Below are 15,708 nucleotides of genomic sequence, written 5' to 3'. Positions count from 1 at the left end.
TTCGAACTATCTCTATCAATTATTGTACAGTTGCCGGTATTAAAAAGAAAGAAAAGCCCTTCCCATTGAAGGAAAAGGCTTCTATATTAGGCATAAGAATGTAAACCAGCAATAATTAAATTAACCGCAATCAAGTTAAACATGATGATAATAAAGCCAATTACAGCCAACCAAGCAGATTTTTCCCCTTGCCACCCTTTAGATAAACGAAGATGTAAGAATGCTGCATAGAACAACCATGTAATGAGAGCCCATACCTCTTTAGGATCCCATCCCCAGAATCTGGACCACGCCTCTTGTGCCCAAATCATGGCAAAAATCAGTGCTCCTAATGTAAATACAGGGAAGCCGATCAATACAGCTCGGTAACCAATTTCATCCATTAATTGCGAATTCGCTTTTTTAGCGAGTGGTTGCAATAGTGCTGCAATTGGTTTTCGAATGATTAATCGAATTAAAACATACAATACAAGTCCGAAAATTAAGGACCATGTAACTGTCGTTAATTTCTTCGCGTTTACAATCGGTGGTGTTTCCACCAGTGGTGTCATCGTACCAGGTGTTAATGCTTCGTATTCGTTCATTCCGAATATAGGCGGTACATTGTACGTAATCTCATCTGCTTTTTCTTCTTTATCGATATAGTTAAATGATGCTTCATAATCCATCACTTTGAAAGTAGTGGTGGAAGCCACAAATCCTAATACAAGTACCAAAGTAAGCATGACGGCCTCTAACCAAAAACGTTGTTTTGATTTTTTGGTAAGGTCTATATTTTTAGTGAGATAAATTAATCCTGCCACGGCACTCATAGCCAATATTGATTCTCCAAGCGCAGCTGTAATAACATGCACGTATAACCAATAGCTTTTAAGTGCCGGGATTAATGGATTGATATCAGTTGGAAACATACTAGCAAAACCAATGATTATAACCGCAATTGGTAAAGCGAATAATCCAAGTAGCGGGGTTTTATAAAGAAAATAAATTAAAATAAACGAACCAACAATCATCATTCCAAATGCTGTTGTAAATTCAAACAAGTTACTTACTGGCGCATGTCCTGCAGCAATCCAGCGTGTAACAAAATAACCTAGATTTGAAATAAACCCGATAATCGTGATAATGATCCCAATACGACCCCATCGTTTTTCAGAAGTCGCAATTTCTTTCGTGGAACTTTTTACTGCACCACCAAAAAATAGTGTGGCAGCTAAATAACAAACAAAAGCGATAAACAATAAATTCCCGCTAACTGAGACTAGTGTCATGACGATTTCTCACCATCCTTTTTTTCCTCTAATGCTTCTAAATCATGTTGGTCAATGTAAGGAGGTAGATTTGCTACTAACGTTACTTGATCCAAGTCTTTTTTGACCGACAACCAGTTTTTATTCGTATGTGCAGCTACCGCAATATGTCCATCTTTTGTTTCATGTATCCAAATTCGACGGTGATTCCAATACGAACCTTGTGCTACACCAATCATAAATATTAATCCACCAAGGGCTAAAACCCATAGAGTTTTATCTTTTCGAATGGTTAAACCTGAAACATCGCGTGTTTCCACGTTATTAAACTCAAGTTTATATTTATTTTCACCAAATGGTTCAACTGTCTGTTTAATCGCAACAAAACTTGTTTCACCTTTAGGTGTTTCTGGAGTCGTCATTTTCACTAAAAATGCTGGATTATTTGGAATTGGCGACTGTGTTTGAGGTTCACCATTTTCAAATCCAGTGAAATCCGGATAGTATCCTAGCAACTCTACTTTATTTCCATTCCCTAAATCATAAGACATTTCAGGTTCTACTAAATCAACTGAAACATCACCCAGTGATTCCCCTGTTGCTTTGTTCGACAAGTTAAATTGCATACTGCGAAGTTCATCTAGTCGGAAATCCATTTGATAAACCGCAAATCCTTCAAACTTCAAAGGTTCATTTACTTGGATTGAATCTTTCTTAACTTCTTCTAACTTGTCGGTTTGACCTGGTAATGCATCTTCAGGTTTTTTATAAAGGACTACGTCAGTTTGATAGTTTGAGGCAATCGTACCAACTCTTTCAATTGCATCGTTGAATACTTCATCCGCTTTTTCTTTGTCATACGTTTCTAAAATAAATTCATCGCTTTTAAGATAATACCCTGGTGTCTCTGGAATCGCTCTTGTTTCTCCTTCACGAAGCCACATGGTTTCATCCACATAAAACCCTGGCAATGCACGGAGCATCACCCCAAATAAAAAGATAATCAAACCTAAATGATTAATATAAGGGCCCCATCTGGAAAAGCGAGCTTTTTCACCTAAGACTGCTCCATCTTCACGTTTAACATTATACCCAAGACTTTTTAACTTTTCTTCACTCTTTGCAAATGTATTTTCGCCTAGTGCGTTCTCACCAATTCCAAATATACGTTGGCGTTTCATAAAGCTTTCATGTCTACGAGTCCGTTGTTTTTTAAGTGATTTATACAAAGGAATGACACGGTCTAAACTTGCGACAATAAGGGATATTCCGAGCATCCCAATCAATGTTTGGAACCACCACGACCCATATAAATCAGACAAACCTAGTTGATAATATAATTTTCCGAATGTACCGTATACACGTTCATAGTAAGCAGCGATTTCTGCTTCCCCAGTAGCAGGCACATAAAATACCTGAGGCAGAATGGTCCCAATAGCAGCTGCCACTAGAATAATGACGATTAATGAAACTCCTACTTTCACACTAGAAAAAAAGTTCCAAACTTTATCAATAATCGATTTGTTGAAGGTTTGTGAACGGCGTGCAGAACCTTCATACCGCATGTCTACTAGTTTCTGGTTTGAGGCTTCTTCTGTAAGTGGACGCCCACAGCTTCCACATAAAACTGTTCCTTTTGGGTTTTCATGCCCACAAGTACATAGTATCTTGTTCATTTAAAGTGAACTCCTTATTCAGGTGCAATTTGCTCCATAAAAGCAGCAATATCCTGTTCTGTCATTTCTCCTGTGATAATCTTCTCAATCTTACCCTGTGGATTGATTAACATTGTGGTAGGTAATGGATTAATGTTGTATGCATCCATTACACTTTTTGTTTTATCAATGACAACAGGAAAATCCAAACCATATTGATCAGTAAATCGTTGGACCTCAAAATCTGATTGAGCAATATTTACAGCAAGAGTTTGAACGCCTTTGTCTTTAAACACCTCATACTGACGGTCCATTGCAGGCATTTCTTTTGCACATGGTTTACACCAGGTTCCCCAGAAATTCAAAAACACACCTTGTCCTTTATAATTAGACAAGCTATGCTCTTCACCATTTAGATCAACTAATGTAAAATCAGGTGCTTTGTCACCGACGCTTAAAACTGCTACTTTTTCTTTTGTAGCACTGGTGAATATCGTATAAACAATCGCAACTACTAGAACTGCCAAGATGACAGTTCTCATAATTAACCGTTGTTGTTTCGTCTGAGCCATTTAGCCAACCTCCCTATTACGAAATAATCAATGTTATTATAACAAAGAAAATCAACTGAATAACGCATACATTTGTAGGGTTTGTGAACGTTTACACGCCTAAATTATTTCCCGATTTTTCCTGTTTCAGCCATAACGCGCAATAATTTTACTTCGTGAGCTGTCAATTCTCGAGATTCGCCTGCGTTTAATCCAAGTAATGTTAAGAAAGCAAACCGTTCCCGTTTCAATTTTTGTACAGGGAAACCGATCGCGTCGAACATTCTACGTACTTGACGGTTCTTTCCTTCGTGAATCGTTATTTCTATGATTGCTTTGTTTTGTTTTGTATCGCCCGATAATAATTTCACATGAGCAGGAGCTGTTTTCCCATCTTCTAAGACAACGCCACGCTCAAGTGGACGGAGTTGTTCTCTTGTCGGTATCCCTTTTACTCGCGCTACATACGTTTTATCAATTTTGAATTTAGGGTGCGTTAACATATACGTGAAATCCCCATCATTAGTCATTAACAGAAGTCCCGATGTTTCATAGTCCAATCGTCCAACTGGAAATAATCGTTCATTAATATGAGGGAATAAGTCTGCAACTGTTTTGCGGCCTTTATCATCTGTGACTGCCGAGATGATTCCTCTTGGTTTGTATAATAAATGGTATATTTTTTGTTCTTTTTCTAACTTCACACCATCCACTTCAACTGTATCGCTTGCGGATACTTTCGTTCCAAGTTCCTTTACAACTTTTCCATTCACTTTTACTTTGCCTTCTAAAATTAATTCCTCTGATTTTCTGCGGGATGCCACCCCAGCATGGGCTAACATTTTTTGTAATCTCTCCATACTTCCACCTCTTCATCGTTTCCTATACTCTGTCAAAATTATGGCATACTTTCGCTCAAAACAAAAGAAGACCGCTTTTTTAAAAGCAGTCTTCATCATTCATTCCGCTCAATATTCACTTTTTTAGAAAGTATGGTTATTCCGTTAATTTGAACATCCCATCGTGCAACTTTCGCTTTTGCTTTAGCTCGGTTTAGAACCAAGAGATGAGAAACTTGTTCGTCTTTCTTTTTTAACACATAGGCTGATTGCTCCACATTAACTACCAATCCGCCCGGTAAATCATAAGAACCTTTTTGTATGACTTGCACTCTATCATATTGTTTAAACGCATTCTGCGCAAGTAGCTGATGCATTTCCCAATCATTTGATTGGTTGATTGTCACGACTATAACTTCTTCTTCACCATCTTTGAAATAGGTTGCGAGTGTTCTTCCAGCCGTTTTGGTAAAACCAGTCTTACCTGCAATTGCTTTTGTATCTGAACGAACAAGCTTATGTTTATTTTCCCAGTTTGTACCTTTTTGCTTGTAATTTGCTGCCATTAAGATTGGACGTAATTCCTTATTTTCCATTGCTATTTTCAACATAAGTGCAGTGTCATATGCAGTTGATAAATGCTGATCATCGTGAAGTCCTGACGGATTGGTAAATGTTGTATCTTTCAATCCCATCACTTTCGCTTTTTCATTCATTAATTTCACAAAACCTGATACCGATCCTCCTGTATGTTCTGCGAGAGCAACTGCCGCATCGTTTCCTGATCTCAGCATTAATCCATACAAAAGTACATCTATGGGTTTTTCTTCACCAGTCTTCAAATAAATGGATGATCCTTCTGTTGTCGCAGCGTTTGCTGAAATCCGAGTTGTTTCTTTTAATTTCGTTTCATCTGCAACGACAACTGCCGTCCACATTTTCGTAAGACTTGCAATTGCCAGCTTATCATGTGCACCACTACCGACAAGTAATCTACCAGTTTTGGCGTCAATCACCGCATACGCGGAACCTTGAGCTTGTGAAAAGGTCGGAAAAACTGTAACTACCAAGAAAACAACTAAAACCATAAAAAACAGTTTTCGCAAATAGCAACACCTTTCAATTGTTATACTTTTTGTTCACTGAACGTTTCTTGAAACTTAGTCATAAATAAATCAGTTTGGTCTTCTTCATCATTCACTTCTGTTTCTGGTAAAGGTGGCAACTCATGAATGTCATTCAAAGCAAAAACATTTAAGAATTCCTTCGTGGTGCCATATAGGATTGCACGTCCCGTACCTTCTGCTCGCCCAACTTCTTGAATTAATCCTTTCAAGCTTAGCGTATGTAAAGGTCTTTCGCTTTTCACCCCGCGTAAATCTTCTATTTCAATTCGGGTAATCGGTTGCTTGTAGGCGACAATTGCTAGCACTTCCAGGGATGCTTGTGATAGTGGTTGGGTGGTTGGGTTATCGACGAGGCGTTGTATGGTTTCCGCATTTTGTTTTTTTGAAATAAGTTGATATGTACCAGCTAATTCTTTTAATTCGATTCCTCGAACTTTCGAATTCACATAGTCCTCTTGCAATTTAGTTAATGCATCTTTTACTTCCCATGGCGTCGCGTCTGTTAAATTTTCAATTTGTTTTGCGGATAGTCCTTCATCGCCAGTGACAAAAAGAAGACTCTCAATTTTACTCATCAATAAGTTCAAGTGATTCTTCCTCCCATCGTTCATTTTGTAGTTTGACTGTTAGTTCATCAAAATTCTGTTGTTGTTCGACCATGATGATCTGCCTCTTCATTAGTTCAAGTAATGATAAAAAAGTTACAACAAGCGTTGGTTTGTCTTCAAAAGGAAATAAGTCGTAAAATGAACAACTACCACCATGTGATTTAATTATTGAACACACATGTTTCATTTGATCTTTTACTGATAATTCCTGTCTTGCAATTTTAGTAGATAGTGGTGCTTTTAATTGTTTTCTTCTCATCATTTTTTGAAAAGCACCTATCATATCATAGACATTTAATGGCTCTTCAAATGCAGCTAATTGTAATGTAGGTTGATAGTCTGTTAAATCGCTTGGTGCTCTTGTGAAAAACTGAGTACGTTGTTCTTCTAGTTGTTGCAACTTTTCTGCTGCATCTTTATACTTTCTATACTCTATGAGACGACCTACCAACTCTTCACGTGGATCATTCATATCGATCATCAATTCATCATCTTCAAAGTCACCTTCGTGGATAGGAAGGAGCATTTTACTTTTAATCGCAAGAAGAGATGCTGCCATTACTAAATATTCACTTGCTTCATTTAGTTCAAGGACTTGCATAGCACGTATGTGTTCCATATATTGAATAGTTAAATCTGCCATTGGAATATCATATATATCGATTTCCAAACGATGGATTAAGTGCAATAATAAATCAAGAGGACCTTCAAAAGCATCCAATTTTACTTCGTAAGACATGTTAAATCACCCGATCAAATAGATTCAAATTTTAGTATAGAGGAAGTGTGAGAAGAATGCATCCGTTGTTTCACCCACTTTTCACCCAATTTATTATGTACTTCAATAAACATCAAGATTATTTTGAATGCCACGAAGTATTAGAAGAATACTGGAAAGAACTTGCACCAGGCGATAAGACACATCCTCTAACTGCATGGATCCTGCTATCCACTGGTATGTATCACTGGCGCAGAGGGAATATGAATGGTGCTTTGCGAACGTTAGAAAATTCACAAACTCGAGTTCTATTAAATGTGGAAAGTATTTTTTTTGAAGGGATTCAGCTTCAAATGGTGATTGAACATCTTAATCATTCTATTGAACTGATCCGTGATAAACAGCCTTTTCAATCATTTACAATACCCATTAGCTCTCCTGAATTAGTGACAATCATTAATCAGCAGCCACAACCAATCCCAGTTACGGGAGATCATCTCATACACAAGCATATGCTTCGAGATCGGTCTGAAATACTAAAAGCACGGGAAGAAAAAAGAAGGAACAGACATTAGTCATCTGTTCCTTCTTTTTGTCTAAGGCACTTGTCTAAAAATGGTTTTGTTGAGTCTGCTGCCCTTACTTCATTACATGGAAGAAACTGCGTGATTTTCGACACCATTTCTTTTCCGATACCTTCTCCACGATGAGAAGGGTTCACGCTAATATGTTGAACCAAACATACTTCATCAGATGTTTCGATTCCAATTAAGCCAACTAAATCTTCATCTTTTTTCCACATAAACAAATTCCAGTTTGGGTTGTTCTCGTAAGTATGAATGGTTTCTTGTAACTTTTTAATATCTTTTTCTTGTGGCATAAATGACAATAAACCCATCGCGATTTTTTCACAAGTTTTTTTATAACGTACTAACATAATAGTATCCCTCATTTTTGTTTCCGCATCAACATCATTGACTATCCTACATCATTTAGTATGAAACATCAACCGACATCCCATTATTTAACAATTCCTCCAAATAAGATGCCGTATACCCCCCACTTCCTAAATGGGGTTTAACGACATCTAATTGCTCATAATTTAAAGGTCAGGTGCGATAAAAAGCCAATACACTAGTCCCCAAACTGTACCCATGATTAGAATAAATAGTAAGAGTTTTATATTCGATCTTCTCATGATAGTTCGACCAATGATTTCCCCTGTAAAGAACAGTCTAGCCGGACAAGATCTTCATATGTTTCTCGTTTTATAACCTGTTGGTGTTGACCCTGTTCAACGAATACAACTGCAGGTCTTGGAAGTCGATTATAGTTGCTTGCCATTGAGTATCCATAGGCACCAGTGCAAAAGACTGCTAGTGTATCTCCAGCTTGGACTTGCGGTAAGGTAATTTTTTCAATTAACTTATCGCCAGATTCGCAACATTTACCTGCTACCGTATAAGTAGCATTATATTCATTGTTCATTTTATTGGCTACTGCAGCATCGTATTTAGCTTGATACAATGCGGGACGTATATTGTCAGACATTCCACCGTCTACTGCTAAATAGTTTCTTACTCCCGGGATTTCTTTTTGAGATCCGATTGAGTAAAGTGTAGTTCCTGCATCTCCAACTAACGAACGTCCAGGTTCAATCCAGATTTCGGGCATCGGATATTGTTCATTGCGAACATCTCTTTGAATCGACTTTATCATATCTTCTACATAAATTGCAGGTTGTAGGGGCTTGTCTTCTTCGGTATAACGAATACCAAAACCACCACCTAAATTTAAGACAGGACAAATAAAGTTGAATTGTGTTTTCCATTCCAACATTTTACCAAATAGCTTTTTAGCTGCTAATGAAAAGGCAACCGTGTCAAAAATTTGAGATCCAATATGACAATGCATACCAAGTAAACGAATATATGGATCATCTTTTATTTCTTGGAAAGCTTGATCAGCTTGTCCATTATTTAAATCAAGACCGAATTTCGAATCCGCTTGACCAGTTGTGATGTAATCATGAGTATGTGCTTCAATCCCAGGTGTTACCCGTAGTAATATATTCACATTTTTCTTTTTGTCAGCTGTTATTCTCTTTAACTGTTCGATTTCATATAAGTTATCGACAACGATACAACCAATCATTGAATCTAGTGCAAAGGACAATTCATCATCACTTTTATTATTGCCATGAAAGTGAATACGTTCAACTGGAAATCCTGCACGTATCGCCGTATACAATTCGCCCCCTGAAACCACGTCCAATGATAAACCTTCTTCTGCTGCTAGTTGATACATAGCCACACATGAGAATGCTTTACTTGCATATGCCACTTGGGCTTGAACACCTGCTTGTTTAAAGGTTTGGATAAATGCTTTTGCACGCTCTTTTATTAAAGCCGTATCGTAAACAAATAAAGGGGTTCCATAGGTTTTTGCCAATGTAATTGCAGACGTTCCACCAATTGTTAAGTGGCCATTTCCGTCCACAGACTGAGTTCCAAATAAATGCATCTTCATCTCTCCCTATGGTTTTCAATATATGAACTTTACCATAAGGAAAGACTTCGATGCAATGGATGGATTATGAACGTTTTCGATGGGGTGAATGGGTAATGAAAGGTCTGAGCGCTCCATTTGAAGAAGGGAAGCGGACAATGATCCGTGCTAAAGCCTTTGGGAAAAAAGGGACTAGTGGCCATAGGTATGGCACACCCATTGGCTTGATTGAGACTAAATACATAAATGTAAACAATAAAGCGATGAAAAATCCATTGGTGCCAAATGCTACTGTAGCAAACAAAACTACATTCCTAAAGAGTTTAGCTGCAACACTTAATTCATACGATGGCAATGCAAAGGTAAGGATTGATGACACTGCTGTATACAACACAACTTCTGGAATAAATAATCCAACATCAATCGCAATTTGTCCAATTACGATTGCGGCAACCAAGCCCATAGCAGTAGAGAGCGGGGTAGGAGTATGAATAGCGGCAAGCCTCAAATACTCAAGTCCAATATCTGCTATGAATAACTGTAGAAAAAGCGGAACTTCGCCCAACTCCTTGGGACCAATAAATTTGAGAAACTTGGGCAAATGTTGCGCTTCAGTAGCAAGTAAATACCAAAATGGCAATAACATTAAACTTAGTGAGAAACCTGCAAATCGCATTAAACGCACGAAAGTTCCAATCAAAGGTGCTTGACGATGTTCTTCTGCATGTTGCAAATGATGAAATATCGTTGTTGGCACTAAAATAACCGACGGAGATGTGTCCACTATGATGGCAATATGCCCCTCCAGTAAATGAGCTGCACATGTATCTGCTCGCTCGGTATAACGGACAAATGGTACAGGATGAAATTTTTGCTTAAAAAGCCATTCTTCAAGGGATTTATCAGTCATAGTTAAACCATCATGCTTGATTTTTTTCAATCGCTCTCGAAGATAGTTGATATGCCCTTCATTTGCTAAACCCTTAATAAAACCAATGGCGATATCAGTTTTTCCACGTTCTGAAATTTGTGTCAATTCAAACCGTAAATCAACATCACGTATTCTTCTTCGGATTAAGGATGTATTCATTATAATATTTTCTGTGAAACCGTCCCTAGACCCTCGAATTACCTTTTCATTATCTGGCTCTTCAGGTTGTCTTCCCGCATACGATCTTACATCAACTGTATAGGTGTACCCACTTAGAGTGACTATACCCAATTGACCGCCGAGTACTGCAGAAATCCAGGCATCTTTTGAATCATAAATGGTGACAGAAAAATACGGAAAATAAGTATTCATTGCCTCCGCTTCATCAAAAGTGGAGGCATTTTTCCCTTGAGAAACATTCCCTTGAGTCAGAGTTAGGATTTGAGTAAGAATAGTTGAATCAATAAGCCCATTCATATAGAAAAATAGTGTAGGCATGGACCAAATATGGCCGCGTTTTAATCCAACATCATAACTTTCACCATCACCAAACTTTGACTTAACAAACCCTTCTGCTTCTTCAATTGTGTTAAAAAGTGAATGATTTATTGAGATCCATCCTTTAATGTTGCTTGTTTAGGCAACATCCAACTTTTTAGTTGCTTCAGTATTTTCTTCTCTAAGCGAGATACTTGGACTTGAGATATCCCTAGCCTTTCAGCAATATCGCTCTGAGTACAGTCTAGGTAATAACGCAAATAAATAATCATTTGTTCACGTTTTCCTAGTTTTGACAATATATCTCGTAATGGAATATGGTCAAACGAACGCTCTGATCGCTCATCTCTCAATTGGTCCATTAGCGTCAATGCGTCCCCTTCACTTTCAAAGAGTTGTTCGTGTAGTGATGCCGGATCTCTCAATGCATCCGATGCTAAAACAAGTTCATCCATGGTAACATCGAGCGTTACTGCCAGTTCTGATAAAGTGGGTTGCCGTTCATGAAGCCGAATAAATTCATCAGTTGCATGCCGTATTTTAAAACTTAGTTCCCTAATTGATCGACTTACCTTGACCATGCCATCATCTCTTAAGAAACGCTGGATTTCTCCGATAATCATTGGTACCGCATATGTGGAAAACTTTACCTCATACGATAAATCAAACTTGTCAACAGATTTCATTAATCCTATGCAACCGATTTGAAATAAGTCCTCTAGATCCGCCCCCCGCGAAGCAAATCGTTGGACAATGGACCACACTAGTCGTGTATTCCCTTCAACCATCGTTTGTCTAGCTAACTTATCTCCTTGTTGAGATAGGAGGATTAATTCTCGCATTTTTTCTTGTGTCAACAACACGGGTTGTTGTCCAATCGGCGTCGTCATCGTTCACCTAGAACGAAATTGGATTGTATGGGAAGAAACTCTTTCGTAAAGGTAATCGCAGTTCCTTTCTGAGGCTCTGACCATACCGATAAATGATCCGCAAAACTTTCCATAATGGTAAAGCCCATCCCAGATCGTTCTCTTTCCGGTTTTGACGTGTAAAGAGGTTCCATTGCTTGTTCGACGTTGGAGATTCCTCGTCCCTCATCTCTAATCGTCATCGTGATTTCACGGCCACTTCGTTTTGCTCGAATTGTCACAATGCCTTCTCCATCTTCTTCATAGCCATGAATGATGGCATTCGTAACAGCTTCTGAAACAATCGTTTTAAACTCAGCTAACTCATCAATTGTCGGGTCTAGAGATGCAATAAAACTGGTCATTACCATCCGTGCTAACCCTTCATTTTCACTAATAGCAATAAACGATAGCGTCATTTCATTTTCCATTGAAAATACCCCCTAACTCTGCGATTGTTTCTTCTTCTGTTGTTTGCCAAACATATGAACCTAGGCCGGAATATTGAAAGATTTTTTTCATGGTTTCAGATGGATATAGAATAACTGTTTTACCATTTGATGGTACAAAGTCTCTCATTCTTCCTAAGATTAGCCCGATACCAGCACTATCCATAAAGTGAAGTTCTTTTAAGTTCCATACGATGGCCCGAAGAGTTCCTCTGTATAATGATTGTGAAATTTCGTCACGGATTGTTTGTGTTGCATGATGATCTAATTCGCCTTTTAAACGAATAATAGCGATGCCGTCTTCGACAAATAATAGTTGATGTTTCATCTAGTAACTCCTCCTTTCCGTGACTATTCTAGGTGAGCCCCTAAAACTCCTTTTCGGTGACAATTAAAGGTAAAACATCTTATATATCGACAGATTATGCGGCATTCAATTCATTCTTAGTATGGAAAATCTTTCTACTATTTAAACATCGAATAAAAGAAAAACCGAGCAAAGTGCGCTCGGTCCTTCAATACAGAAAATGTTCACTGTCACATAAAGTTCCTCAGGTCGCTACGGATTCCTCAATGTAAAACAGTGATACTTATTATGGCAACTAGAGAATAGATGCCTGCCTTTATCGACCAATCGGTCAAAGATGAAATTTTGACCTCCTTCTATTTGGTAACCACTCTTTGTTCCCATTGTTGTGTCAGTGACAAAACACATGAAAGTAAAGGTGTCGTGCTATCCACACCTCCTAGTTAGAAAACTAGAGCAATATCTTTTTTACTGCTTGTAATCCCATTGCCTCTATCGAATTTAGGAGTGGCCAGTGAAATCGGCCTTTCATTCTTAATACTTCCCTAAATTAGTTGTTATCACTATGACTGTGCAGTTCGTGGTTATCTTGAATTTTGATTATGTCTAAATAAAAAAGCGTCCTCAAAAGAGAACGCTCGTCTTTAAAACTTATGCTGTTATGATTTCTTCAATTAGTCTAGGTGCAGTCACAGGATCTTTTGAGAACTCAATATATTGATACAAAATAGCGAGTACTTGATCTATATTTTCAGAACTCGCGTGAATCGTTGCGAGTGATTCACCTATTTTTACTTGATCGCCAACTTTTTTATGTAGGACAATTCCTACAGCTAAATCGATTACCGAGTCTTTAGTTGCACGTCCAGCACCAAGTAACATGGCTGCTGTACCTACTTCATCCGCTTCTATGAACGACACATACCCTGCTTCTTTAGAAGGTACTTCGAACGTATACTTCGCTTTTGGTAACAATTCGGGAGAATCAACTACTGCCGGATTGCCTCCTTGACCTTGAATGAAATCTTTAAAGATTTCAACTGCTGAACCATTGTCAATCACCTCTAAAAGCATCGACCGTGCCTCGTCTAAATCTTTTGCTTTACCTCCGACAACGACCATTTGACTTCCCAGGACTAAGCAAAGTTCTGTCAAATCTGCTGGTCCTTTTCCACGAAGTGTGTCAATAGCCTCTTGTACTTCTAAGGCATTTCCAATTGCGAATCCTAATGGTTGGCTCATATCAGAGATAATCGCCATCGTTTGACGACCTACATTGTTGCCAATCTGCACCATGGCTTTTGCAAGTAAGCGAGCATCCTCAACCGTTTTCATAAAGGCACCTTCACCAGTTTTAACATCTAAAACTATGGCATCTGCTCCGGCTGCAATTTTTTTGCTCATGATTGAACTTGCAATTAAAGGAATGCTGTTAACAGTACCAGTGACATCACGTAGTGCATATAATTTTTTATCTGCAGGTGTTAAATTCCCACTCTGCCCAATTACTGCTAATTTCATTTCATTTACTTGTTTTGTAAATTGTTCTGTTGTTAACTCTACATGGAAACCTTCTATTGCTTCAAGCTTGTCAATTGTTCCGCCCGTATGACCGAGTCCTCGACCACTCATTTTGGCAACCGGTACACCACAAGCAGCAACTAACGGACCAAGTACGAGAGTCGTTGTATCACCTACACCGCCAGTGGAATGTTTGTCTACTTTAATTCCTTTGATACCCGACAAATCTATTTGTTCTCCTGATTCAACCATGGCAATTGTGAGATCCGCACGTTCACGATCTGTCATATCTTGGAAATAAATAGCCATTAATAAAGCACTGACCTGATAATCAGGAATCGAATCATTTGTATATTGTTCAATGAAAAAACGAATTTCTTCTGTAGTTAGTTCTTTACCATCACGCTTTTTTTCGATTAAGTCGACCATTCTCATGAATATTCACCTATCCTTTTTTTAGACTACGTTAAATCATCCTGTTGATATTCCGCGAAACAGCTCCGCTATTCACGGGAGTCTCTGCAGTTTGCTCCATATCTATATATAAGAAAATATCAACAATGAAATTTAACATAGCATTATTTTAAGTAAGAAAGAAAACTGCGACCATATTTAGGCATCGTAACATTAAAATTTTCTGCAATTGTGGCACCGATATCAGCAAATGTTTCACTTAGTGGAAGTTCAGTTCCTTTTGAAAAGCGTGGAGAATAAGCTAATACAGGCACATATTCACGGGTATGATCTGTTCCAGGGAAGGTTGGGTCATTGCCATGGTCAGCCGTAATTATAAGTAAATCTTCAGTTGTTAATGCATTTACGATTTCTGGGATTCGTGCATCAAAAGCTTCTAACGCTTCTCCATATCCGATTGGATCTCGACGATGACCGTAAAGTGCATCAAAATCGACAAGGTTTATGAAACTGATGCCTTTGAAGTCTTTCTTCACGACTTCCGCCAGTTTGTCCATACCATCCATATTGTCTTTTGTCCGTATTGATTCGGTAACTCCCTCTTCATTATAAATATCAGAGATTTTACCGATTGCAATGACATCATATTCCCCATCTTTTAGCTCGTTCATTACAGTACGGTCAAAAGGTTTCAACGCATAGTCATGACGATTGGTTGTCCGTTTAAAATTCCCTGGTTGTCCAATAAACGGGCGAGCAATGATTCTGCCTACCAAAAATTCGGGTTCGAGTGTAAGTTCACGGGCAATCTCACAAATTTTATATAGTTCTTCTAACGGAACGATTTCTTCATGTGCTGCAATTTGCAATACAGGATCTGCTGACGTATAAACGATAATCGCACCAGTTTCCATATGTTCTTGTCCTAACTCATCTAAAATTTCTGTTCCACTTGCTGGTTTATTCCCAATAACTTTACGTCCTGTTTTTTGTTCCAATGCTGTGATTAATTCGTCCGGGAATCCATTTGGATACACTTTAAAGGGTTGATTGATGTTGAGCCCCATGATTTCCCAGTGCCCAGTCATCGTATCTTTCCCTACAGATGCTTCTTGCATTTTTCCAAAATAAGCATTTGGATTTTCTACTGGCTTTATCCCTTGGACTGGTCGTATGTTCGATAAACCCATTTTTTCAAGGTTAGGCATTGTTAGACCATTCATTTTTTCTGCAATATGACCTAAAGTATCTGAACCAATATCCCCGAAAGCGTTTGCATCTGGTGCTTCACCAATGCCCACTGAGTCCATAACAACTAAATGAATTCGTTTAAATGATTTGTCTGTCATACATATCCTCCTTCAACTTCTATCTGTATCTTATCAAATATTCGGGAAAAATACACGTCAGACTTCTGACGAATG

At 38.3% G+C, this 15,708-nt stretch carries 16 protein-coding genes; 1 reads left to right on the top strand and 15 read right to left on the bottom strand.

Annotation, left to right across the window (positions count from 1 at the left end; genetic code table 11):
• Positions 1–86: 86 nt before the first annotated feature.
• The 7 genes from ccsB to GY23_RS02565 form a co-directional block, all read right to left on the bottom strand.
• Complete coding sequence (ccsB, locus tag GY23_RS02595) at positions 87–1,271, bottom strand: c-type cytochrome biogenesis protein CcsB (protein WP_075617645.1); 1,185 nt, start codon at positions 1,269–1,271, stop codon at positions 87–89.
• Positions 1,268–2,926 carry a cytochrome c biogenesis protein ResB gene (gene resB / locus GY23_RS02590; protein ID WP_075617644.1) on the bottom strand — a complete coding sequence of 553 codons (1,659 nt, stop codon included), beginning with the start codon at positions 2,924–2,926 and terminating at the stop codon, positions 1,268–1,270. Before resB ends, ccsB begins: the two co-directional genes overlap by 4 nt.
• A gap of 14 nt (positions 2,927–2,940) precedes the next feature.
• Complete coding sequence (gene resA, locus GY23_RS02585) at positions 2,941–3,477, bottom strand: thiol-disulfide oxidoreductase ResA (protein ID WP_075617643.1); 537 nt, start codon at positions 3,475–3,477, stop codon at positions 2,941–2,943.
• Positions 3,478–3,581: 104 nt separating this feature from the next.
• Positions 3,582–4,316 (bottom strand): pseudouridine synthase, encoded by a 735-nt coding sequence (locus tag GY23_RS02580; RefSeq protein ID WP_075617642.1) that lies wholly within the window; start codon positions 4,314–4,316, stop codon positions 3,582–3,584.
• Between the two features lie 95 nt (positions 4,317–4,411).
• A complete protein-coding gene (locus tag GY23_RS02575; protein ID WP_075618212.1) occupies positions 4,412–5,383 on the bottom strand; it encodes a D-alanyl-D-alanine carboxypeptidase family protein in 972 nt (323 codons plus the stop codon).
• 38 nt (positions 5,384–5,421) lie between these two features.
• Entirely contained in the window at positions 5,422–5,997 is a 576-nt protein-coding gene (gene scpB, locus GY23_RS02570) for an SMC-Scp complex subunit ScpB (RefSeq protein ID WP_084544008.1), read from the bottom strand.
• Positions 5,990–6,769, bottom strand: a complete 780-nt coding sequence (locus tag GY23_RS02565; protein WP_075617640.1) for a segregation/condensation protein A — start codon at positions 6,767–6,769, stop codon at positions 5,990–5,992. Before GY23_RS02565 ends, scpB begins: the two co-directional genes overlap by 8 nt.
• A gap of 56 nt (positions 6,770–6,825) precedes the next feature.
• On the opposite strand from GY23_RS02565, the gene GY23_RS02560 reads away from it, so the two are divergent.
• Positions 6,826–7,323, top strand: coding sequence for a DUF309 domain-containing protein (locus GY23_RS02560; RefSeq protein WP_075617639.1), 498 nt, complete (start codon positions 6,826–6,828; stop codon positions 7,321–7,323).
• On the opposite strand, the gene GY23_RS02555 is transcribed toward GY23_RS02560, so the two are convergent.
• From GY23_RS02555 to deoB, 8 genes are all read right to left on the bottom strand, one after another.
• The gene (locus GY23_RS02555) at positions 7,320–7,685 is read right to left on the bottom strand and encodes a GNAT family N-acetyltransferase (protein ID WP_075617638.1); all 366 of its coding nucleotides are present in this window, start codon (positions 7,683–7,685) and stop codon (positions 7,320–7,322) included. The two genes, GY23_RS02560 and GY23_RS02555, sit on opposite strands and share 4 nt — an antisense overlap.
• A 257-nt stretch (positions 7,686–7,942) precedes the next feature.
• A complete protein-coding gene (gene lysA / locus GY23_RS02550; RefSeq protein ID WP_075617637.1) occupies positions 7,943–9,271 on the bottom strand; it encodes a diaminopimelate decarboxylase in 1,329 nt (442 codons plus the stop codon).
• 70 nt (positions 9,272–9,341) lie between these two features.
• The gene (locus tag GY23_RS02545; RefSeq protein ID WP_075617636.1) at positions 9,342–10,796 is read right to left on the bottom strand and encodes a spore germination protein; all 1,455 of its coding nucleotides are present in this window, start codon (positions 10,794–10,796) and stop codon (positions 9,342–9,344) included.
• Positions 10,793–11,575: a SigF/SigG family RNA polymerase sporulation sigma factor gene (locus GY23_RS02540; RefSeq protein WP_075617635.1), complete on the bottom strand. Its 783-nt coding sequence runs from the start codon at positions 11,573–11,575 to the stop codon at positions 10,793–10,795. The genes GY23_RS02545 and GY23_RS02540 overlap by 4 nt, the downstream gene beginning before the upstream one ends.
• Positions 11,572–12,024, bottom strand: a complete 453-nt coding sequence (spoIIAB, locus tag GY23_RS02535; protein WP_075617634.1) for an anti-sigma F factor — start codon at positions 12,022–12,024, stop codon at positions 11,572–11,574. The genes GY23_RS02540 and spoIIAB overlap by 4 nt, the downstream gene beginning before the upstream one ends.
• The gene (locus GY23_RS02530; RefSeq protein WP_075617633.1) at positions 12,014–12,370 is read right to left on the bottom strand and encodes an STAS domain-containing protein; all 357 of its coding nucleotides are present in this window, start codon (positions 12,368–12,370) and stop codon (positions 12,014–12,016) included. Before GY23_RS02530 ends, spoIIAB begins: the two co-directional genes overlap by 11 nt.
• A 630-nt stretch (positions 12,371–13,000) precedes the next feature.
• On the bottom strand, positions 13,001–14,305 hold the full coding sequence (locus GY23_RS02525) for a pyrimidine-nucleoside phosphorylase (protein ID WP_075617632.1): 1,305 nt from the start codon (positions 14,303–14,305) through the stop codon (positions 13,001–13,003).
• 143 nt (positions 14,306–14,448) lie between these two features.
• Positions 14,449–15,633: a phosphopentomutase gene (gene deoB / locus GY23_RS02520; protein WP_075617631.1), complete on the bottom strand. Its 1,185-nt coding sequence runs from the start codon at positions 15,631–15,633 to the stop codon at positions 14,449–14,451.
• Positions 15,634–15,708 lie beyond the last annotated feature (75 nt).

Origin of the sequence: Paenisporosarcina indica (genome assembly GCF_001939075.1) — a bacterium.
Classification (GTDB): domain Bacteria; phylum Bacillota; class Bacilli; order Bacillales_A; family Planococcaceae; genus Paenisporosarcina; species Paenisporosarcina indica.
The sequence above is the reverse complement of the archived record's forward strand: the minus strand, read 5'-3'. Positions and strand labels throughout refer to the sequence as shown.

Coding starts and splice junctions, on each gene's coding strand:
- GY23_RS02555 (WP_075617638.1), bottom strand. CDS start 7,685: ATGTTAGTACGTTATAAAAAAACTTGTGAAAAAATCGCGATGGGTTTA.
- GY23_RS02525 (WP_075617632.1), bottom strand. CDS start 14,305: ATGAGAATGGTCGACTTAATCGAAAAAAAGCGTGATGGTAAAGAACTA.
- spoIIAB (WP_075617634.1), bottom strand. CDS start 12,024: ATGGAAAATGAAATGACGCTATCGTTTATTGCTATTAGTGAAAATGAA.
- GY23_RS02580 (WP_075617642.1), bottom strand. CDS start 4,316: ATGGAGAGATTACAAAAAATGTTAGCCCATGCTGGGGTGGCATCCCGC.
- GY23_RS02560 (WP_075617639.1), top strand. CDS start 6,826: ATGCATCCGTTGTTTCACCCACTTTTCACCCAATTTATTATGTACTTC.
- scpB (WP_084544008.1), bottom strand. CDS start 5,997: ATGAGTAAAATTGAGAGTCTTCTTTTTGTCACTGGCGATGAAGGACTA.
- GY23_RS02530 (WP_075617633.1), bottom strand. CDS start 12,370: ATGAAACATCAACTATTATTTGTCGAAGACGGCATCGCTATTATTCGT.
- ccsB (WP_075617645.1), bottom strand. CDS start 1,271: ATGACACTAGTCTCAGTTAGCGGGAATTTATTGTTTATCGCTTTTGTT.
- lysA (WP_075617637.1), bottom strand. CDS start 9,271: ATGCATTTATTTGGAACTCAGTCTGTGGACGGAAATGGCCACTTAACA.
- resB (WP_075617644.1), bottom strand. CDS start 2,926: ATGAACAAGATACTATGTACTTGTGGGCATGAAAACCCAAAAGGAACA.
- GY23_RS02540 (WP_075617635.1), bottom strand. CDS start 11,575: ATGACGACGCCGATTGGACAACAACCCGTGTTGTTGACACAAGAAAAA.
- deoB (WP_075617631.1), bottom strand. CDS start 15,633: ATGACAGACAAATCATTTAAACGAATTCATTTAGTTGTTATGGACTCA.
- GY23_RS02575 (WP_075618212.1), bottom strand. CDS start 5,383: ATGGTTTTAGTTGTTTTCTTGGTAGTTACAGTTTTTCCGACCTTTTCA.
- GY23_RS02565 (WP_075617640.1), bottom strand. CDS start 6,769: ATGTCTTACGAAGTAAAATTGGATGCTTTTGAAGGTCCTCTTGATTTA.
- resA (WP_075617643.1), bottom strand. CDS start 3,477: ATGGCTCAGACGAAACAACAACGGTTAATTATGAGAACTGTCATCTTG.